Source organism: Actinomadura sp. WMMA1423, assembly GCF_006547145.1.
Lineage (GTDB): Bacteria > Actinomycetota > Actinomycetes > Streptosporangiales > Streptosporangiaceae > Spirillospora.
Window position 1 is genome coordinate 4,714,569 of the sequence record NZ_CP041244.1, and the last position, 13,487, is coordinate 4,728,055.

The window sequence follows — 13,487 nt, forward strand, 5'->3', positions numbered from 1 at the left end:
CCGACCCGCGCGCCCCCCGCGCCTTCGCCTGTGAGGACGGTCCGTCCTGCGGGCGGTGTGGCGCGGTGGCGGCTCAGTAACCGCCGCCCGACCCGTAGCCTCCGCCACCGCCACCGCCACCGTCACCGTCACCGGTGCCGGAGCCCGAGCCCGTGCCGGCCGCCTTCTTGCCGGTCGGGGTCGTGGCCCACCAGACCCCGCCCACGCCCTGGCCCTTGGTGTCTCCGGGCTGCTTGTCCTGCCCGTAGTAGTACATGGGCCAGCCGTCGATGGTGAGCTGGCACTTGCCGTCGTCCTTGCGCTCGATGAAGTTGACGGCCTTCCTGGAGACGCCTTCGAGCTTGAGGTTCTTCCAGCCCTTGAACACGACCGGCGGCCACGCCTTCTTGCACGAGCCGAAGCAGTTGGTCGTCGGCGGCTTGTTCTTGTCCTTGTCGAAGCGGTAGAGCGTCATGCCCTTGCCGTCGGTCAGGATCAGGCCGAGCTTCGGGTCCCGCCTCACCTTGACGGCCGTCCCGCCCGTCCAGCGCCGGCCGTTCGCCTGCTTGAGCGGGGCCGCCTTCTTGCCGGTCGGCGCCGCGGCGTACCAGGTGCCGCCCACGCCCTGGCCCTTCGTGTCGCCGGGGCTGAGGTCCTTGGCGAACTTGTAGAGCGGCCACCCGCCGAGGGTGACCTGCCACTTGCCGTCCGGGCGCTTCACCTTGCCGACCAGCGACTGCTGGACGCCCTTGACCTCGGTGTTCCCCTGCCCCGCCCACACGGGCGGCCATGCCTTGGCGCACGCGTTCGCGCAGGTCGACGCGGGCGGGCGGGCGGTGTCGTTGTCGAAGCGGTAGAGGGTCATGCCCTTGCCGTCGGTCACGACCCTGCCGAGCTTGGTGACGCTGGCGACCTCCAGCACCGTCGGCTCGGGGGCCGGGGACGCCGGCGCCTCGGCGGACGGCTTCGCCTGCGCCTGGGCGCCCGCGTTCTGCTTGCCCCCGGCCTTCTCCTGCCCGCACGCGGTCAGTACCAGTCCCGACGCGGTCAGGGCGGCCGCAGCGGGGATCGCCCAACGTGGGAATTTCATGTCGTGTTCCTCCAGGTCGTCCTGGGCCCCGGCTCCGGTTCCAGGTCCCGCACGTCGATCGAGGTGGAGCCGACGCTCTCCCGGATCGAGGAGCAATACGGTGAACACCTCGATGCGGGTTCAACCCCCTGGAACCGGACACCCGCGCGCCGAGTCACATGCATGTGCCGCGCGCGTGCGGCGCACACCCGGGGCGGAGAGCGAGGAAGGCTGCGGTGACCACCGGAAACGACTCAGCGGCCCCGGTCGACCTGACGAAGCGGCGCCCCGCGGAACCGGTTCCGGCGAGACCGGGTCCGTCATGGATCGTCGTCCCCGCCCGCGTGCTGGCGCTGATCGTGGTGATCCCGCTGCGGCTCGGCTGGGACCTCGCCGTCCTGACGGCCCGCGGGGTCCGGGCGGCGTGGAACGTTCTCATGCGGGCCCCGGGCCGGTTCGCCCGCCTGCTCGGCCGGTTGCTGCGCGGCGCGTGGCTCGCGCTGTACCGGTGGCTGCTGGCCCCGGCCGGACGGCTCCTGGCCGCCATCGGACACGGCATCGCCGCACTGCTCGACATCCTCGTCGTCCGGCCGCTGCGCTGGCTCGCCGTCGTCGTGGTCCTCGGCTTCCTGCGGTGGTTCGGGCGCGGGACCGGGCGGCTGGCCCGGTGGCTCCACCGCGTCCTGATCGCGCCGATCGGCCGGTTCCTCTCCCTGGTCGGGCGCGGTCTCGGCGGGCTGCTCGTGTTCCTGCTGCTCCGTCCCCTCCAGGCGCTCGGCCGCGGACTCGCCCGCCTCCTCGGCGTCGTCGGGCGCGGCTTCGGGCTGCTCTTCAAGGGCATCGGCCTGCTCGTCGGCGTCCTCGTCGTCCTGCCGGCCGTGCTGCTGTGGCGCTACGTCCTGCGCCCGCCGCTGCTCGGCATCGCCTGGCTCGCCCGAGCCCTCTGGGCCGGTCTCACCTGGCTCGGCCGCGGCGCCCTCATCGTCCTCGGCGTCCTCGGCGGCGCGCTCGCGGCCGGCTGGCGCGCCTTCGCCGCCGCGATGGTCTGGTCGTGGCGGCTGATCGGACGCTTCCTGGCCTGGCTGGGACGCATCCTGATCGTCATCCCCGCGCGGGCCGTATGGCGCTACCTGCTGGCACCCCTCGTCGCCGGAGCCGCCGCGTCATGGCGGCTCGCCGCCCGGATCCTCCGCCGACTCTGGCGCACCCTCGTCGTCGCCCCCACACGCTGGGCGCACGCGAACGTCCTACGCCCCATCGGCCACGGCGCCCGCTCGACATGGCGGGTAACAGTGAGCGATTTGAACTCTTTCTTCTCCTCCTTCAGGCGCTGAGCGCCTTCCATCGTCGAAGAAAGGGGCGATCGCTGGCATCGCTCCGTCTCGCCTTGCGGCTCGCTGCGCGATCAGATTCTTGCTTCGCTCGAATCTGCCTTTGGACGCGATCGCAACCGTTGAGGTCGTCGCGTGGTTGCGCTGAAAACCCAGCCCGCTGGGCAGGTCCTCGACCTGCGGGCGGCTGAACCGCGCCGACCCTTGGTAGGGCCGGCGCGGTTCTGCTACCTACTCGTCGCCGGCGGTGGGGTGCTGCTCGTTGCGCTCGCGCATCTTGCGGAGCAGCTCCTTCCTCTTCTCGGCGGCCGTCTGGGCGTCGCGGTCGGCGGCCCGCGCCTTGCCGCCGCGCAGCTCGCCGCGCGACAGGTTCCTGCGCTGGCCGCCTACGCCGAGCATGCCGTTCCGGCCACGGCTCTTGGACATGAGGTTCTCCCGTTCGGCTGGGTGTGTGGTGGTTCGTTCGCACCCAGGTCCGGCCGCGCGGGAGCCTGCGGCTCAGACGCCGATCGCGTCCCGGCCGGACCTGCCGGCGGGACGGTCGCGGTAGACGCGCTGCGGTGTGGGCCACCAGGCGGTGGCCTCGGCATTGACCAGCATGCGGTCAGGGTAGGCAGCGGCCCGGCGACCCCTCAACCGATTTCCCGGCGGGGCGGCTGGGATACTGGCGGCGATGTATCGACTCCTGTTCTCACTGGTCATCTCCCGTGCTCCGGCGGAGACCGTCCACCACCTGACCTTGCGGGCGCTGCACGCGATCCAGGCGGTGCCCGGCGCGGTGCCCGCGCTGCGGCGGCTGCTCGCGCCCCGCGATCCCGCGCTGGCCGTCCGCGCGTTCGGGCTGGACTTCCCGAGCCCGCTCGGGCTCGCCGCCGGCTTCGACAAGGACGCCGTCGCCTACGCGGCGCTGGGCGCGTTCGGCTTCGGCCATGTCGAGATCGGGACGGTGACCGGGCGCCCGCAGCCCGGCAACCCGCGCCCGCGGCTGTTCCGGCTCGCACCCGACCGGGCGGTCATCAATCGGATGGGCTTCAACAACGCGGGCTCCGAGGCCGCCGCGCGGCGGCTCGCCCGGCGCGCGCCGGGGACGGTCGTCGGCGCCAACATCGGCAAGACGAAGGCCGTCCCGGAGGCCTCGGCGGCCGCCGACTACGTGGCCAGCACCGAGCGGCTCGCCCCGCACGCCGACTACCTCGTCGTCAACGTCAGCTCCCCCAACACCCCCGGCCTGCGGAACCTCCAGGCCGTGGAGCACCTGCGCCCGCTGCTGACGGCCGTGCGCGAGGCCGCCGACCGCGCGTCCGCGCGCCGCGTCCCGCTGCTGGTGAAGATCGCGCCGGACCTGGCCGACGACGACGTCGACGCCGTCGCCGACCTCGCGCTCGAACTGGGCCTCGACGGCATCATCGCGACCAACACCACGATCGGCCGCGACGCCCTGCTCAGCCCGCCCGCACTGGTCAAGGAGACCGGCGGGCTGTCGGGCGCGCCGCTGCGGGAGCGGTCGCTGGAGGTCCTGCGCCGGCTGCGGTCGCGCACGGGCGGGCGGCTCGCGCTGGTCTCGGTCGGCGGGGTCGAGACGGCCGACGACGTGTGGGAACGCGTCCGGGCGGGCGCGACCCTCGTCCAGGGCTACACCGGCATGATCTACGGCGGCCCGCTCTGGGCGCACCGCGTCAACCGCGACCTGTCGCGCCGCCTGCGCGGCAGCGCCTTCCGCACCCTCGACGAAGCCCGCGGCTGAGGAGTCCCATCGGCGAGCGGCGTGTTGCCCCTTCCAGCGCTCGCTGAAGGGCGACGCGCCGCAAGCCGACGCCCCTAACCGAAGAAGCCGTCCGCGATCAGCTCCGGCAGGACGGCCTCGGCGTGCGCGCGGACCTCGCCGGGGTCGGCTCCGGTGAGCTGGGCGATGGCGTCGAGAAGCCGGTCGAGGGGCAGGGTGCCGTCGCAGACCCCGGCGAGGGCGGCCTCGACCGTCCCCACGCCCGCGGCGCGGCGGAGCCCCCGCGTCTGCCGGAGCACGATCCGCTCCGGGTCCTCGGCGCCGGGCGGGCCGATCTGCTCCTGGACGAGACCGGGCACCGCCGCGAGCAGCCGTCCACAGGCTGTGGAAAACTCGTCGGCCTTCGCGAGGCCGTCCAGCACCTCGTGCGCGTACGCGCCCACAGGCTGATCGACGGCGTGCCGGAGCTCCTCGATCCGAACGTCGGGGCGCTCGGCGCGCCGCAACGTGATCCAGCCGAACCCGATCCCGGTGACGTTCTCCCGCTCGAAGTGATCGAGCCACGCCTCGTACCGCGACCGGTACTCGGGCGTGCCCGCCTCGCACGAGTCCCGGAGCCACAGTTCGGCATACTCCGCCGGATCCTGGACGTCGCGCTGGACGATCCACGCGTCGCAGCCGTCCACCCAGGCGCCGACGCGCTCCTCCCACGGCACCCCTCCGACATGCAGCCAGTTGGCCAGGAGCTGGCAGTATCCGCCGTCGTTCAGGTACCGCGGGGCGCTCCGGACGAGCCGCCGGCAGAAGTCGTCGCCCGCCATCCCCGACTCGCGGTAGGTGAAGCGCCGGTCGCCGGGCGGCGCGACGACGAACGGCGGATTCGACACGATCAGGTCGAAGCGGCGGCCCTCGACCGGCTCCAGAAGCGACCCGCGCAGGAGTTCGGCGCCCTCCACGCCGGACAGCGCGAAGCTCATCGCGGCCAGCTCCAGCGAGCGCGGATTCACGTCCGTCGCGGTGATGCGCGCGGCCGGGGAGCGCCCGGCGACGTGCACCGCCTGGACCCCGCAACCCGTGCCCAGATCGAGCACGTTGTCCACAGGCTTGTGGACGACCAGCTGTGCCAGGTTCGCGGACGCGCCGCCCGTGCCCACAACGTGATCGTCCGCCGGGACGCGCCCGTCGCCGGGCCGGACCTTCAGATCGGAGACGGCGTAACCGGCGTGCCCGTCCCCGTCCACCGCCTCCAGCGGCTCGACCCGCAGCAGCGCCCGCACCTGCCCGCCGGACGCCTCCGCGAGCCCCGCCGCGACCAGACCGTCCGCGGCGACGGCGTCCTCGGGCACGGGCACCTGGAGCCAGAACAGCCGGGTGAGCGCCTCGACCGGCGACCCGCCGGCCGTCGCCCGCAGCGCGGGCACGACCTCGTCCCGCGCCAGCGCCCCGCCCGCGACCGGCCCGAGCGCCTCACGCACCCCCGCGACGGTGTAACCGGCCCCGAGCAGCTGTTCACGCACACGACGAAGATCACGCATCCGCTCATCCTGCCCGCTGGAAACGCCCCACGCGCCCCGGATCGCCGTCAAGCCGACCGGAAGGCGCGAGCCCCATCAGCCACAGGCCGGGCTCCAACCGCGCTCAAGCGACGACCTCGCACCGCAAGAGCCGCCGCCACCCGGCCTCAGCCGTCGCCGCAACCACGCAACAACCTCAATGGTTGCGATCGCGTCCGAAGGCAGATTCGAGCGAAGCAAGAATCTGATCGCGCAGCGAGCCGCCAAGGCGAGACGGAGCGATGCCAGCGATCGCCCGCAGTGCCCGACGATGGAGGGCCGCCAGGCCCGAAGGAGGAGAGCACTGCCATAGGCACAGCAGGAGAAGAACTCAATTCAAATACGTCTGGAAGCCGGCGGCGAGGGACTCTGCGATGCGCTGCCGGAAGGGCGCGCTGGACAGCTTCTCCGCGTCGCCCGCGTTCTGCATGTTGCCGCACTCGATGAAGACCTTCGGCACGGTCGACATGTTGAGGCCGCCGAGGTCGTCGCGGCGGTCGATCGCCTTCTTGCCGAGGTAGTTGGAGTACGGGATGCCGGTGCCCTCGTGGTAGGCGTTCCGGAGCGCCTCGCCCAGCTCGGCGGAGCCGGACACCATCTCGGAGTTCCGGCCGATCGACAGCGGCTCGATGATGTGGAAGCCGTGCCCGGACGCCGACGCCCCGTCGGCGTGGATGGACAGCGCGGCATCGGCCTTCAGCCGGTTGCCGACCGCGGCGCGCTCGGTGACGCAGGGGCCGACGCCCTTGTCGTCCTTGCGGGTCAGCGTGACCTTCGCGCCCCGGGAGCGCAGGAGGTCGGCGAGCCGCTTCGACACGTCCCAGGTGAAGGCGTGCTCGGCGTAGCCGGCCTTGGTCTCGGTACCGGTCGTGTCGCACGCCTTGCTGCCGTTGCCGATCTTCACCTGACGGTTGATCTCGGACGGGTGGGAGGCGTTCCCGCCGTTGTGCCCGGGATCGATGACGATCACCTTGCCGTTCAGGGACGCCGGGTCCCCCTTGGCGGACGCGGGCGACTCGCCGCCCCTGGACGCGCCCGGGGACGCCGGCCCGGCCGTCGGCGGCCCGGCCGCCTCACCCCCGCCGGACGCCCCGGAGGAACCGTTGCACGCGACGAGCGCGCCCAGGCACAGCGCGATACCGGCGACCGCGGGGCCGCCTCGATTGATCCGCACAGGCCGTTTCCTCCGTGATGCCTTCGTTACCGACCCTGACAGTCTGCACACCGGCGCAGGTTCGTCAAACGAAGTCGGGGAAATCAGCCGCGCAGCGGGTCCTCCTTGCCCAGGAGGGCGGCCAGGGCGCGCGCCTCGTCCGCGTCCAGGCCGAGGACCACGCGCGGGCGGCCCCACGGGTGGTCGATCGAATGGGCCACGTAGCTGGCGACGGACTCCGACACCTGCTCGGCGAGGCCGCGGGCGTGCCGCCACTCCGACCACGCTTGTTCCAGTTCGCTCGCCGCGCGCTGCGCGCACGACACCAGTTCCGGATCACGCACGAGCTTTACCCCCTGGCTGAACAGACCCTTGTACCGACCGCCGGCGGGCCCGCCCCGGCGGCCTACCGCGAGGCCACCCGGGACCGCCCGCCGACGGTGAAGTCCCATTAACCACCTGGCCCGCGGGCCCGTCCCCGCGAACGCGGCAGGTTTGGCCGTGCCCTTACCCGGGGCGCACAGGCGCGCGGAACGATCGACCGTTCGCGTACCCCGGCCATAACCGCCCTCTGCCACGACACCGCGTACGGCGGGCAGCGGCGAACCGCGGGAGCGGAGATCACGGCGTCGTGCGGCCTGGGCGGCGGCACCTCGGGGTGCGGCGCGTAAGGGGCCTCGGGGAGTGAAGGATGGCGGGGGACGTGCTGCGGGGGTGCGCAGGCCAGGTCAGGGGGCGGGGGCGGGGCCCGTCGTCGAGCGGACCACCAGGTGCGGGACGACCAGCTTCTGCCGCGCGGCGCGGGACGGGTCGCCGATGCGGGCGGTGAGCATCTCGGCGGCCACCCGGCCCATGTCGCGGCGGGGCTGGTCCACGCTGGTCAGCGAGATGTGCCGGATCGCCGCGAGGTGGGTGTTGTCGTAGCCGACGATCGACAGGTCCGCCGGGACCCGCATGCCGAGCTCGTCGGCGGCCGACAGGGCACCGGTCGCGACCAGGTCGTTGGGAGCGAAGATCGCGGTGGGCCGGGCGTCGCGGCGCAGCAGGGAGCTCGCGGCGCGGTAGCCGCCGTCCTCGGTGAAGTCGCCGGCCTCGACGACGATCTCGTCGGCCAGGCCGTGGCGGCGCATCGCCTTCTCGTACCCGGCGCGGCGGTAGCGGGCGGTGGTGGAGCGGGTGCCCTCGATGTGCGCGATCCGGCGGTGGCCGAGCTGGACGAGGTGGTCGACGGCGAGGTTCGCGCCGAGCTCGTCGTCGTCGACCACGATGTCGATCCCGTGGACGTCGCGCTCTCCGACGACCACCACCGGGACGCTGGCGGCGGCCTCCTTGAGCGACTCCGGGACGACGCTGAGCAGGACCAGCCCGTCCACCCGCATCTCCAGGAACGCCTCGACCGCCTCGGCCTCGAACATCGGGTCCCAGCGGCCGCTGCCGACCAGCATCCTCAGCCCGGCGCCGTGCAGGCTCTCCTGGAGGCCGTCGAGGAACTCGGCGAAGAACGGGTTGTGCAGGTCGGCGACGATGGCGCCGATCAGCCGGGTGCGCCCCTCGACCAGGCTGCGCGCCACGGCGTTCGGGCGGTAGCCGAGCTCGCGTGCGGCCTGCAGGACGGCCTGCCTGCGGCGCTCGCTCACGTGCGGTGACCCCCGCATGACCAGCGAGACGAGCGATTTGGACACCCCGGCGCGTTCGGCGACATTGCGGATCGTCGGTTTCGGCGCGGGCACCGTCCTGCCCTCGTCGCGCGGCGCGGGAGAGGGCTCGGTGCGCGGGCGTGGCACCGAACCCTTCCCCGGCCTGTCGTGCGGGGGGTTTGCTTCATCTGCTGACATGGCACTCCGTCCAGGGGGACCTGCAGGACCTGCCGCGGCGCCGCGCCGGTGGGAGATTCGGCGCGCCGCCCTCCGCTCGGGAGGAGATGCCATGATGCCGCGCCTTCCCCACATACCGCCGCAACAGTGAGTAACGGGCATCCGACAATGGTGGTTCAGGCCTGTGGTGTTAAGGATCACAGCGGCGCTCGGAACGATCATGGCCCATGACAGCGCCCTCTGACACAGCCTCCCGCGAAGCAGGCGCCCGGCCCTCGGGACGGCCCGGCGGCGGCCCCGCGGCGGCGCGCCCCTTGTTGCGCCCTCCGCGCGCCCCGCTCGGATACCCTGCCCAGGTGGGAGATCGTGCGGTGGCCGGTGAGAAGGCGCGAGGCCGGCCGAGCGGCGGCCGCGGCCGTCGCCGGCTCAGCGTGGACGAGCGGCGGGACGAGCTGATCGAGGCCGCGCTGCAGCTGTTCAGCACGCGCTCGCCCGAGGACGTCTCGATCGACGACGTGGCGGCGAAGGCGGGCGCCTCCCGCGCGCTGGTCTACCACTACTTCGGCGGCAAGAACGAGCTCTACATCGCCGCGCTCGGCAGCGCCGCCAAGCAGCTCTCGGTGCTGCTCGAACCGCCCACCGAGGGCAAGCCGCTCGAACGGCTGCGGATCTCGCTGAAGCGCTACTTCGACTTCGTGGAGAGCCACGCGGCCGGTTACACGGCGCTGCTGCGGGGCGGCCCGGCCGACCGCTCGGGCGAGGCCGGCGAGATCGTCGACGGGATCCGCCGGCTGCTGCTGGACCGGATCCTGCACTCGCTGGAGATCGACGTCCCCCCGCCGATCCTGCGCCTCACGCTGCGCTGCTGGATGGCGACGGTGGAGACCGCCGGGCTGGACTGGCTGGAGAACGGCGACGTGTCCCGGCCCGACCTGGAACGGCTGCTGGTCGACCAGCTCGTGGTCATCATGCACGTCTCCGGCCGGCACGACCCGGGCACGGGCGAGCTGTTCGACAAGCTGGCCCACGAAGAGATGAGCCAGTAGCCGTCCGGCGATGCACCAGTAACCGTTCGACCTGGGATTATCGCGCTGACGTGCGCGGAGTTTCGGACATCCAACTCGGCCGCGTCCACAACCGGACACAACCCCCAGATCAGTAGGGCGTTGCCCGCAAGGCCGGGCCGCGGTTCCCGGCGAAGCCCGTGGAACGTTCCCGTACCAAGGAGTGGCAGCCTGAGTAGTAGCAGCCCGCATGGGAGCGGCCCGAGTGGGAGCGGCCCTAGCCGGTACCGCGCCGCCCCCGGACCGGGCGCTCGGGCGCCCGGCCGGGGAACGGCGCGGGTACGGCGTCCGGGACCGACGGTTCTCGGATGACCGTCGTCCCGTGTCGGCCAGGAGGCCTCAACCGGGGCCTCGCACGAATCCCGGCGCGAGGTCCGTTCGAGGGCCTCCTGGCCGCCCCCCTCTTGTGCCGTGTGCGTCCGGAGGGCTCCCCTGGAGCCCGGCCGGTCGGAGCCTCTACTCCGAGCGCTGCTGCGGGATTCCCGCGAGCAGTGCCCGCACCTCCGCCTCGCGGTAGCGGCGGTGTCCGCCGAGCGTGCGGATCGACGTGAGCTTTCCCGCCTTCGCCCAGCGCGTGACGGTCTTGGGGTCGACGCGGAACATCGTCGCCACCTCCGCCGGCGTCAGCAGGGGCTCGGCCTCTGGCGTACGTGCTGACATGTTTGCGGCCTCTCCTCCGTGGACCGATGACAGCGATCCTGCGATTGATCTCGCGTGGTCACTGATGTCCCCTATGGCCCGAAAGAGCCACTATGACATCACAACGTGTAACCTTGCCACCACTCAGCGCAACAAGCAAGTTCCTGGCGGTAGTTGCGTGCAAACATCCCCGCGGGAGCGAGGTGCCGTGCGTCTCCGGTGGCCACTGGGTCACGCTGCGTGATTCTAGCGACACGTATAGTCGTATCGCGCGCAGATTCGGGAAATTTGTTTTAGTTCGCGGCCTCGAGGGCCCGTACAGGGCGCCAGCGGGCGAGGAGACGCTTGTACATCGCGACGGTCAGCTCGACCTCACCCCGCTCCATCCCGGTGAGGGCCACCGTCATCTCGGCGACCGACTCGTCCATCCGGAGCGTCGTGTCGTCCAGCAGATGGACGAGCCCTCCGTAGTCGAGCTCCACGAGCGCGCGGGGGTGGAACTCGCCGAGCCAGCGGCCGAGCGTCTCCAGCCGGCCCGCCGACAGGAGGTAGATCTCATCCGTCCCGTCGCCGAGGTTCTCGCGCACCACCGGGAGCGCCGCCGCCACCCGGCGGCGCGCCTCCCCCATCGTCGTGACGTAGATGAGGGTCCGCGCGGGGGCGGCCGTCGCCGGGCCGGGGGCGGCGAGATCCTCCGCCGCGGGCTGGTGGACGGCCGCCGCGTCGTCCGTCTGCCGGTACCCGGTGCCCGGCGTGCCGAGCATCAGGCACCGCTCATCGCGGGCGAACGGGACGAACCAGTCCAGCGGGACGTGCCAGGTGCTCGTCAGGATGTGCGGGCGCAGCGAGCGGCCGCCCTTCTTCCACCGCTCGAAGTCGTCCCTCACCCGCTCGGACAGGGGCGGCGGGACGAAGGCCGCCGCCACGCCCGCCGCGTGCTCGTCCCTGAAGCGCTCGAAGGCCAGCCACGACCGCAGCCGCGTCTCCCAGGGGCACACGTAGACCATGTCTTCCAGGCGGCGGACGTAGGCGTCCCTGCTGTCCCGGTCCGGGACGACGTCGGGCGGGGAGCCCGTCAGCCTGAGCACGGCCTCTTGGTGCTCCACCCCGAGCGCGTGGATCCGCCTGGGACGCCGCCGGGAGTCGGCGTAGACCGTCCACAGGGTCCGCGCGGGCTCCGGGAAGGCGGTCACCGGTTCATAAACCCGTAGGTACGCCGCGTACGGAAGCACCATCGCATCGTGACATGAGAATCGCATCGTGACATGAGATTCGGTCGGGCGTGGCGCCATCGCGCACCCTAGGCTGATCTTAGAGACAGAGAGGAGGGCACTACCGTGCCTAATGTCTTCGGGGCGCCCCACAAGGGCACCGAACCCCGACACGAGCAGGTCGTCTTCTGCCAGGACGAGGCCAGCGGCCTGCGCGCGATCATCGCCATCTACTCCACCGCGCTCGGCCCGTCCCTGGGAGGCACCCGCTTCTACCCGTACGGCTCCGAGGAGGAGGCCCTCGCCGACGTCCTGAACCTGTCGCGGGGGATGGCGTACAAGAACGCCCTGGCCGGGCTCGACCTCGGCGGCGGCAAGGCCGTCATCATCGGCGACCCCGCCAAGGACAAGTCCGAGGCGATGCTGCGGGCCTACGGACGGTTCGTCCAGTCGCTCAACGGCCGGTACTACACGGCGTGCGACGTGGGCACCTTCAGCGAGGACATGGACATCGTCGCGCGCGAGTGCCGTTTCGTCACCGGCCGCACGGTCGCGCACGGCGGAGCGGGCGACTCGTCCATCCTCACGGCGTTCGGTGTGTTCCAGGGCATGCGGGCCGCGGCCGAGACCGTGTGGGGCACGGCCACGCTGCGCGGCAAGCGGGTCGGTGTGGAAGGCGTCGGGAAGGTCGGCCACCGCCTGGTGGAGCACCTCCGCGAGGACGGCGCGGACGTCGTGATCTGCGACGTGAACGAGACCGCCGTCGACCGGGTCAGGGCACTGCACCCCGAGGTGGAAGTCGTCGCAGACGGCGACGCCATGGTCCGTACGGAGCTCGACGTGTACGCGCCGTGCGCCCTCGGCGGCTCTCTCAACGACGACACCGTGCCCGTGCTGGCCGCCAAGGTGGTCTGCGGCGCCGCGAACAACCAGCTCGCCCACACGGGCGTGGAGAAGAGCCTCGCGGACCGCGGCATCCTCTACGCGCCCGACTACGTGGTGAACTCCGGCGGCGTGATCCAGGTCGCGGACGAGATCGAGGGGTTCAACTTCGACCGCGCGAAGTCCCGCGCGGCGGGCATCTTCGACACGACCCGGAAGATCTTCGCGCTGGCCTCCGACGACGGCGTCCCGCCGGCGGTGGCGGCCGACCGCCTCGCCGAGCGCCGGATGTCCGAGGTCGGCAGGCTCCGGGGCATCCTTCTCTGATCCTCCGGGCAGGCCTCTGTCTCCGGCCGGGGTCTGTGCTTTTCGGGCGCGGTCTGCACGGTCCCAGGGAGGCGCGGTCCGGGCGGTGGGCTTCCTAGAGCTGTTTAGACCGTTGCAAAACCGTTGTGAGGGCCGCTGTGGGGTTGCGTACGACCGTCCCACGGTGGCCTTCACACGTTGAGATGACCACCGGATACGCTGTCGTCATCAGCAACAGGGGCGCCGCCACGTACCGTCGATGTACCGAGCCAGGCGCAAAACGGGTACGGTTGTACCCGTGACTGACGCATGGCTCATCAGGCACCGGTTCGTGTGGTACACGCGCGCGTTGATGGGCCCACGAAAGCCCTGACCATCGAGGGGGTCGAGCCAATGGGTCGCGGCCGAGCCAAGGCCAAGCAGGTGAAGGTTGCCCGGCAGCTCAAGTACAGCACCGGCAACACGGACCTCGACCGCCTTAAGGATGAACTAGGAGTCAGCGACTCCGGCGAAGACTCCTATGACGAGCTCGCCGAGAAGTACGCCGACTACGCCGATGAGTACGGCACGGAGACCCGCAAGGACGGCACCTCCGGCTGACCGGCGGACAGAGACGCCACCGCCCGCACCGCCGGGCGGTGGCGTTCGTCTGCGCCCTCCGGGCGTCCGGGGATCACGCTGTTCGGCGATCTCTCTGAGCCGCCCTTGGGCACGTCCGGATCGCGGCGCCGTCCTTCGCCTGGCCTGAGAGGCCTGGGAGTCG

The 13,487-nt window shown here is 72.0% G+C and carries 13 protein-coding genes; 5 read left to right on the forward strand and 8 right to left on the reverse strand.

Translation table 11 applies throughout. The features are described from left to right. Positions 1-73: 73 nt before the first annotated feature. Complete coding sequence (locus FKD65_RS21765) at positions 74-1,069, reverse strand: hypothetical protein (RefSeq protein ID WP_141579236.1); 996 nt, start codon at positions 1,067-1,069, stop codon at positions 74-76. 215 nt (positions 1,070-1,284) lie between these two features. Between FKD65_RS21765 and FKD65_RS21770 the strand changes: the two genes are divergently transcribed. Further along, a complete protein-coding gene (locus FKD65_RS21770) occupies positions 1,285-2,382 on the forward strand; it encodes a hypothetical protein (RefSeq protein ID WP_141579237.1) in 1,098 nt (365 codons plus the stop codon). 228 nt (positions 2,383-2,610) lie between these two features. Here the strand turns inward: FKD65_RS21770 and FKD65_RS21775 are convergent, their stop codons facing one another. Further along, entirely contained in the window at positions 2,611-2,805 is a 195-nt protein-coding gene (locus FKD65_RS21775; protein ID WP_141579238.1) for a DUF6243 family protein, read from the reverse strand. Between the two features lie 247 nt (positions 2,806-3,052). On the opposite strand from FKD65_RS21775, the gene FKD65_RS21780 reads away from it, so the two are divergent. Further along, on the forward strand, positions 3,053-4,123 hold the full coding sequence (locus tag FKD65_RS21780; protein ID WP_141579239.1) for a quinone-dependent dihydroorotate dehydrogenase: 1,071 nt from the start codon (positions 3,053-3,055) through the stop codon (positions 4,121-4,123). Positions 4,124-4,197: 74 nt separating this feature from the next. Here the strand turns inward: FKD65_RS21780 and FKD65_RS21785 are convergent, their stop codons facing one another. The 4 genes from FKD65_RS21785 to FKD65_RS21800 form a co-directional block, all read right to left on the reverse strand. Next, positions 4,198-5,637 carry a class I SAM-dependent methyltransferase gene (locus tag FKD65_RS21785; protein WP_141579240.1) on the reverse strand — a complete coding sequence of 480 codons (1,440 nt, stop codon included), beginning with the start codon at positions 5,635-5,637 and terminating at the stop codon, positions 4,198-4,200. A gap of 349 nt (positions 5,638-5,986) precedes the next feature. Beyond that, positions 5,987-6,829: an N-acetylmuramoyl-L-alanine amidase gene (locus FKD65_RS21790; protein WP_368367265.1), complete on the reverse strand. Its 843-nt coding sequence runs from the start codon at positions 6,827-6,829 to the stop codon at positions 5,987-5,989. 83 nt (positions 6,830-6,912) lie between these two features. Continuing rightward, positions 6,913-7,152 carry a hypothetical protein gene (locus FKD65_RS21795; RefSeq protein ID WP_141579241.1) on the reverse strand — a complete coding sequence of 80 codons (240 nt, stop codon included), beginning with the start codon at positions 7,150-7,152 and terminating at the stop codon, positions 6,913-6,915. 384 nt (positions 7,153-7,536) lie between these two features. Next, a complete protein-coding gene (locus FKD65_RS21800) occupies positions 7,537-8,592 on the reverse strand; it encodes a LacI family DNA-binding transcriptional regulator (protein WP_240810276.1) in 1,056 nt (351 codons plus the stop codon). Between the two features lie 386 nt (positions 8,593-8,978). Between FKD65_RS21800 and FKD65_RS21805 the strand changes: the two genes are divergently transcribed. Further along, positions 8,979-9,668: a TetR/AcrR family transcriptional regulator gene (locus tag FKD65_RS21805; protein WP_240810277.1), complete on the forward strand. Its 690-nt coding sequence runs from the start codon at positions 8,979-8,981 to the stop codon at positions 9,666-9,668. A gap of 474 nt (positions 9,669-10,142) precedes the next feature. On the opposite strand, the gene bldC is transcribed toward FKD65_RS21805, so the two are convergent. Then, positions 10,143-10,346 carry a developmental transcriptional regulator BldC gene (gene bldC / locus FKD65_RS21810; RefSeq protein ID WP_012850682.1) on the reverse strand — a complete coding sequence of 68 codons (204 nt, stop codon included), beginning with the start codon at positions 10,344-10,346 and terminating at the stop codon, positions 10,143-10,145. 272 nt (positions 10,347-10,618) lie between these two features. After that, on the reverse strand, positions 10,619-11,518 hold the full coding sequence (locus FKD65_RS21815) for a hypothetical protein (protein ID WP_368367266.1): 900 nt from the start codon (positions 11,516-11,518) through the stop codon (positions 10,619-10,621). Positions 11,519-11,662: 144 nt separating this feature from the next. On the opposite strand from FKD65_RS21815, the gene FKD65_RS21820 reads away from it, so the two are divergent. Together FKD65_RS21820 and FKD65_RS21825 are read left to right on the forward strand one after the other, a co-directional pair. Next, positions 11,663-12,745: a Glu/Leu/Phe/Val dehydrogenase dimerization domain-containing protein gene (locus FKD65_RS21820; protein ID WP_141579243.1), complete on the forward strand. Its 1,083-nt coding sequence runs from the start codon at positions 11,663-11,665 to the stop codon at positions 12,743-12,745. A gap of 372 nt (positions 12,746-13,117) precedes the next feature. Then, positions 13,118-13,324, forward strand: coding sequence for a DUF3073 domain-containing protein (locus FKD65_RS21825; RefSeq protein ID WP_141579244.1), 207 nt, complete (start codon positions 13,118-13,120; stop codon positions 13,322-13,324). Positions 13,325-13,487 lie beyond the last annotated feature (163 nt).

What these genes read in the sequence shown, in the direction of transcription:
- FKD65_RS21765 (WP_141579236.1), bottom strand. Translation starts at nt 1,069, where the DNA reads ATGAAATTCCCACGTTGGGCGATCCCCGCTGCGGCCGCCCTGACCGCG.
- FKD65_RS21775 (WP_141579238.1), bottom strand. Translation starts at nt 2,805, where the DNA reads ATGTCCAAGAGCCGTGGCCGGAACGGCATGCTCGGCGTAGGCGGCCAG.
- FKD65_RS21780 (WP_141579239.1), top strand. Translation starts at nt 3,053, where the DNA reads ATGTATCGACTCCTGTTCTCACTGGTCATCTCCCGTGCTCCGGCGGAG.
- FKD65_RS21785 (WP_141579240.1), bottom strand. Translation starts at nt 5,637, where the DNA reads ATGCGTGATCTTCGTCGTGTGCGTGAACAGCTGCTCGGGGCCGGTTAC.
- bldC (WP_012850682.1), bottom strand. Translation starts at nt 10,346, where the DNA reads ATGTCAGCACGTACGCCAGAGGCCGAGCCCCTGCTGACGCCGGCGGAG.
- FKD65_RS21825 (WP_141579244.1), top strand. Translation starts at nt 13,118, where the DNA reads ATGGGTCGCGGCCGAGCCAAGGCCAAGCAGGTGAAGGTTGCCCGGCAG.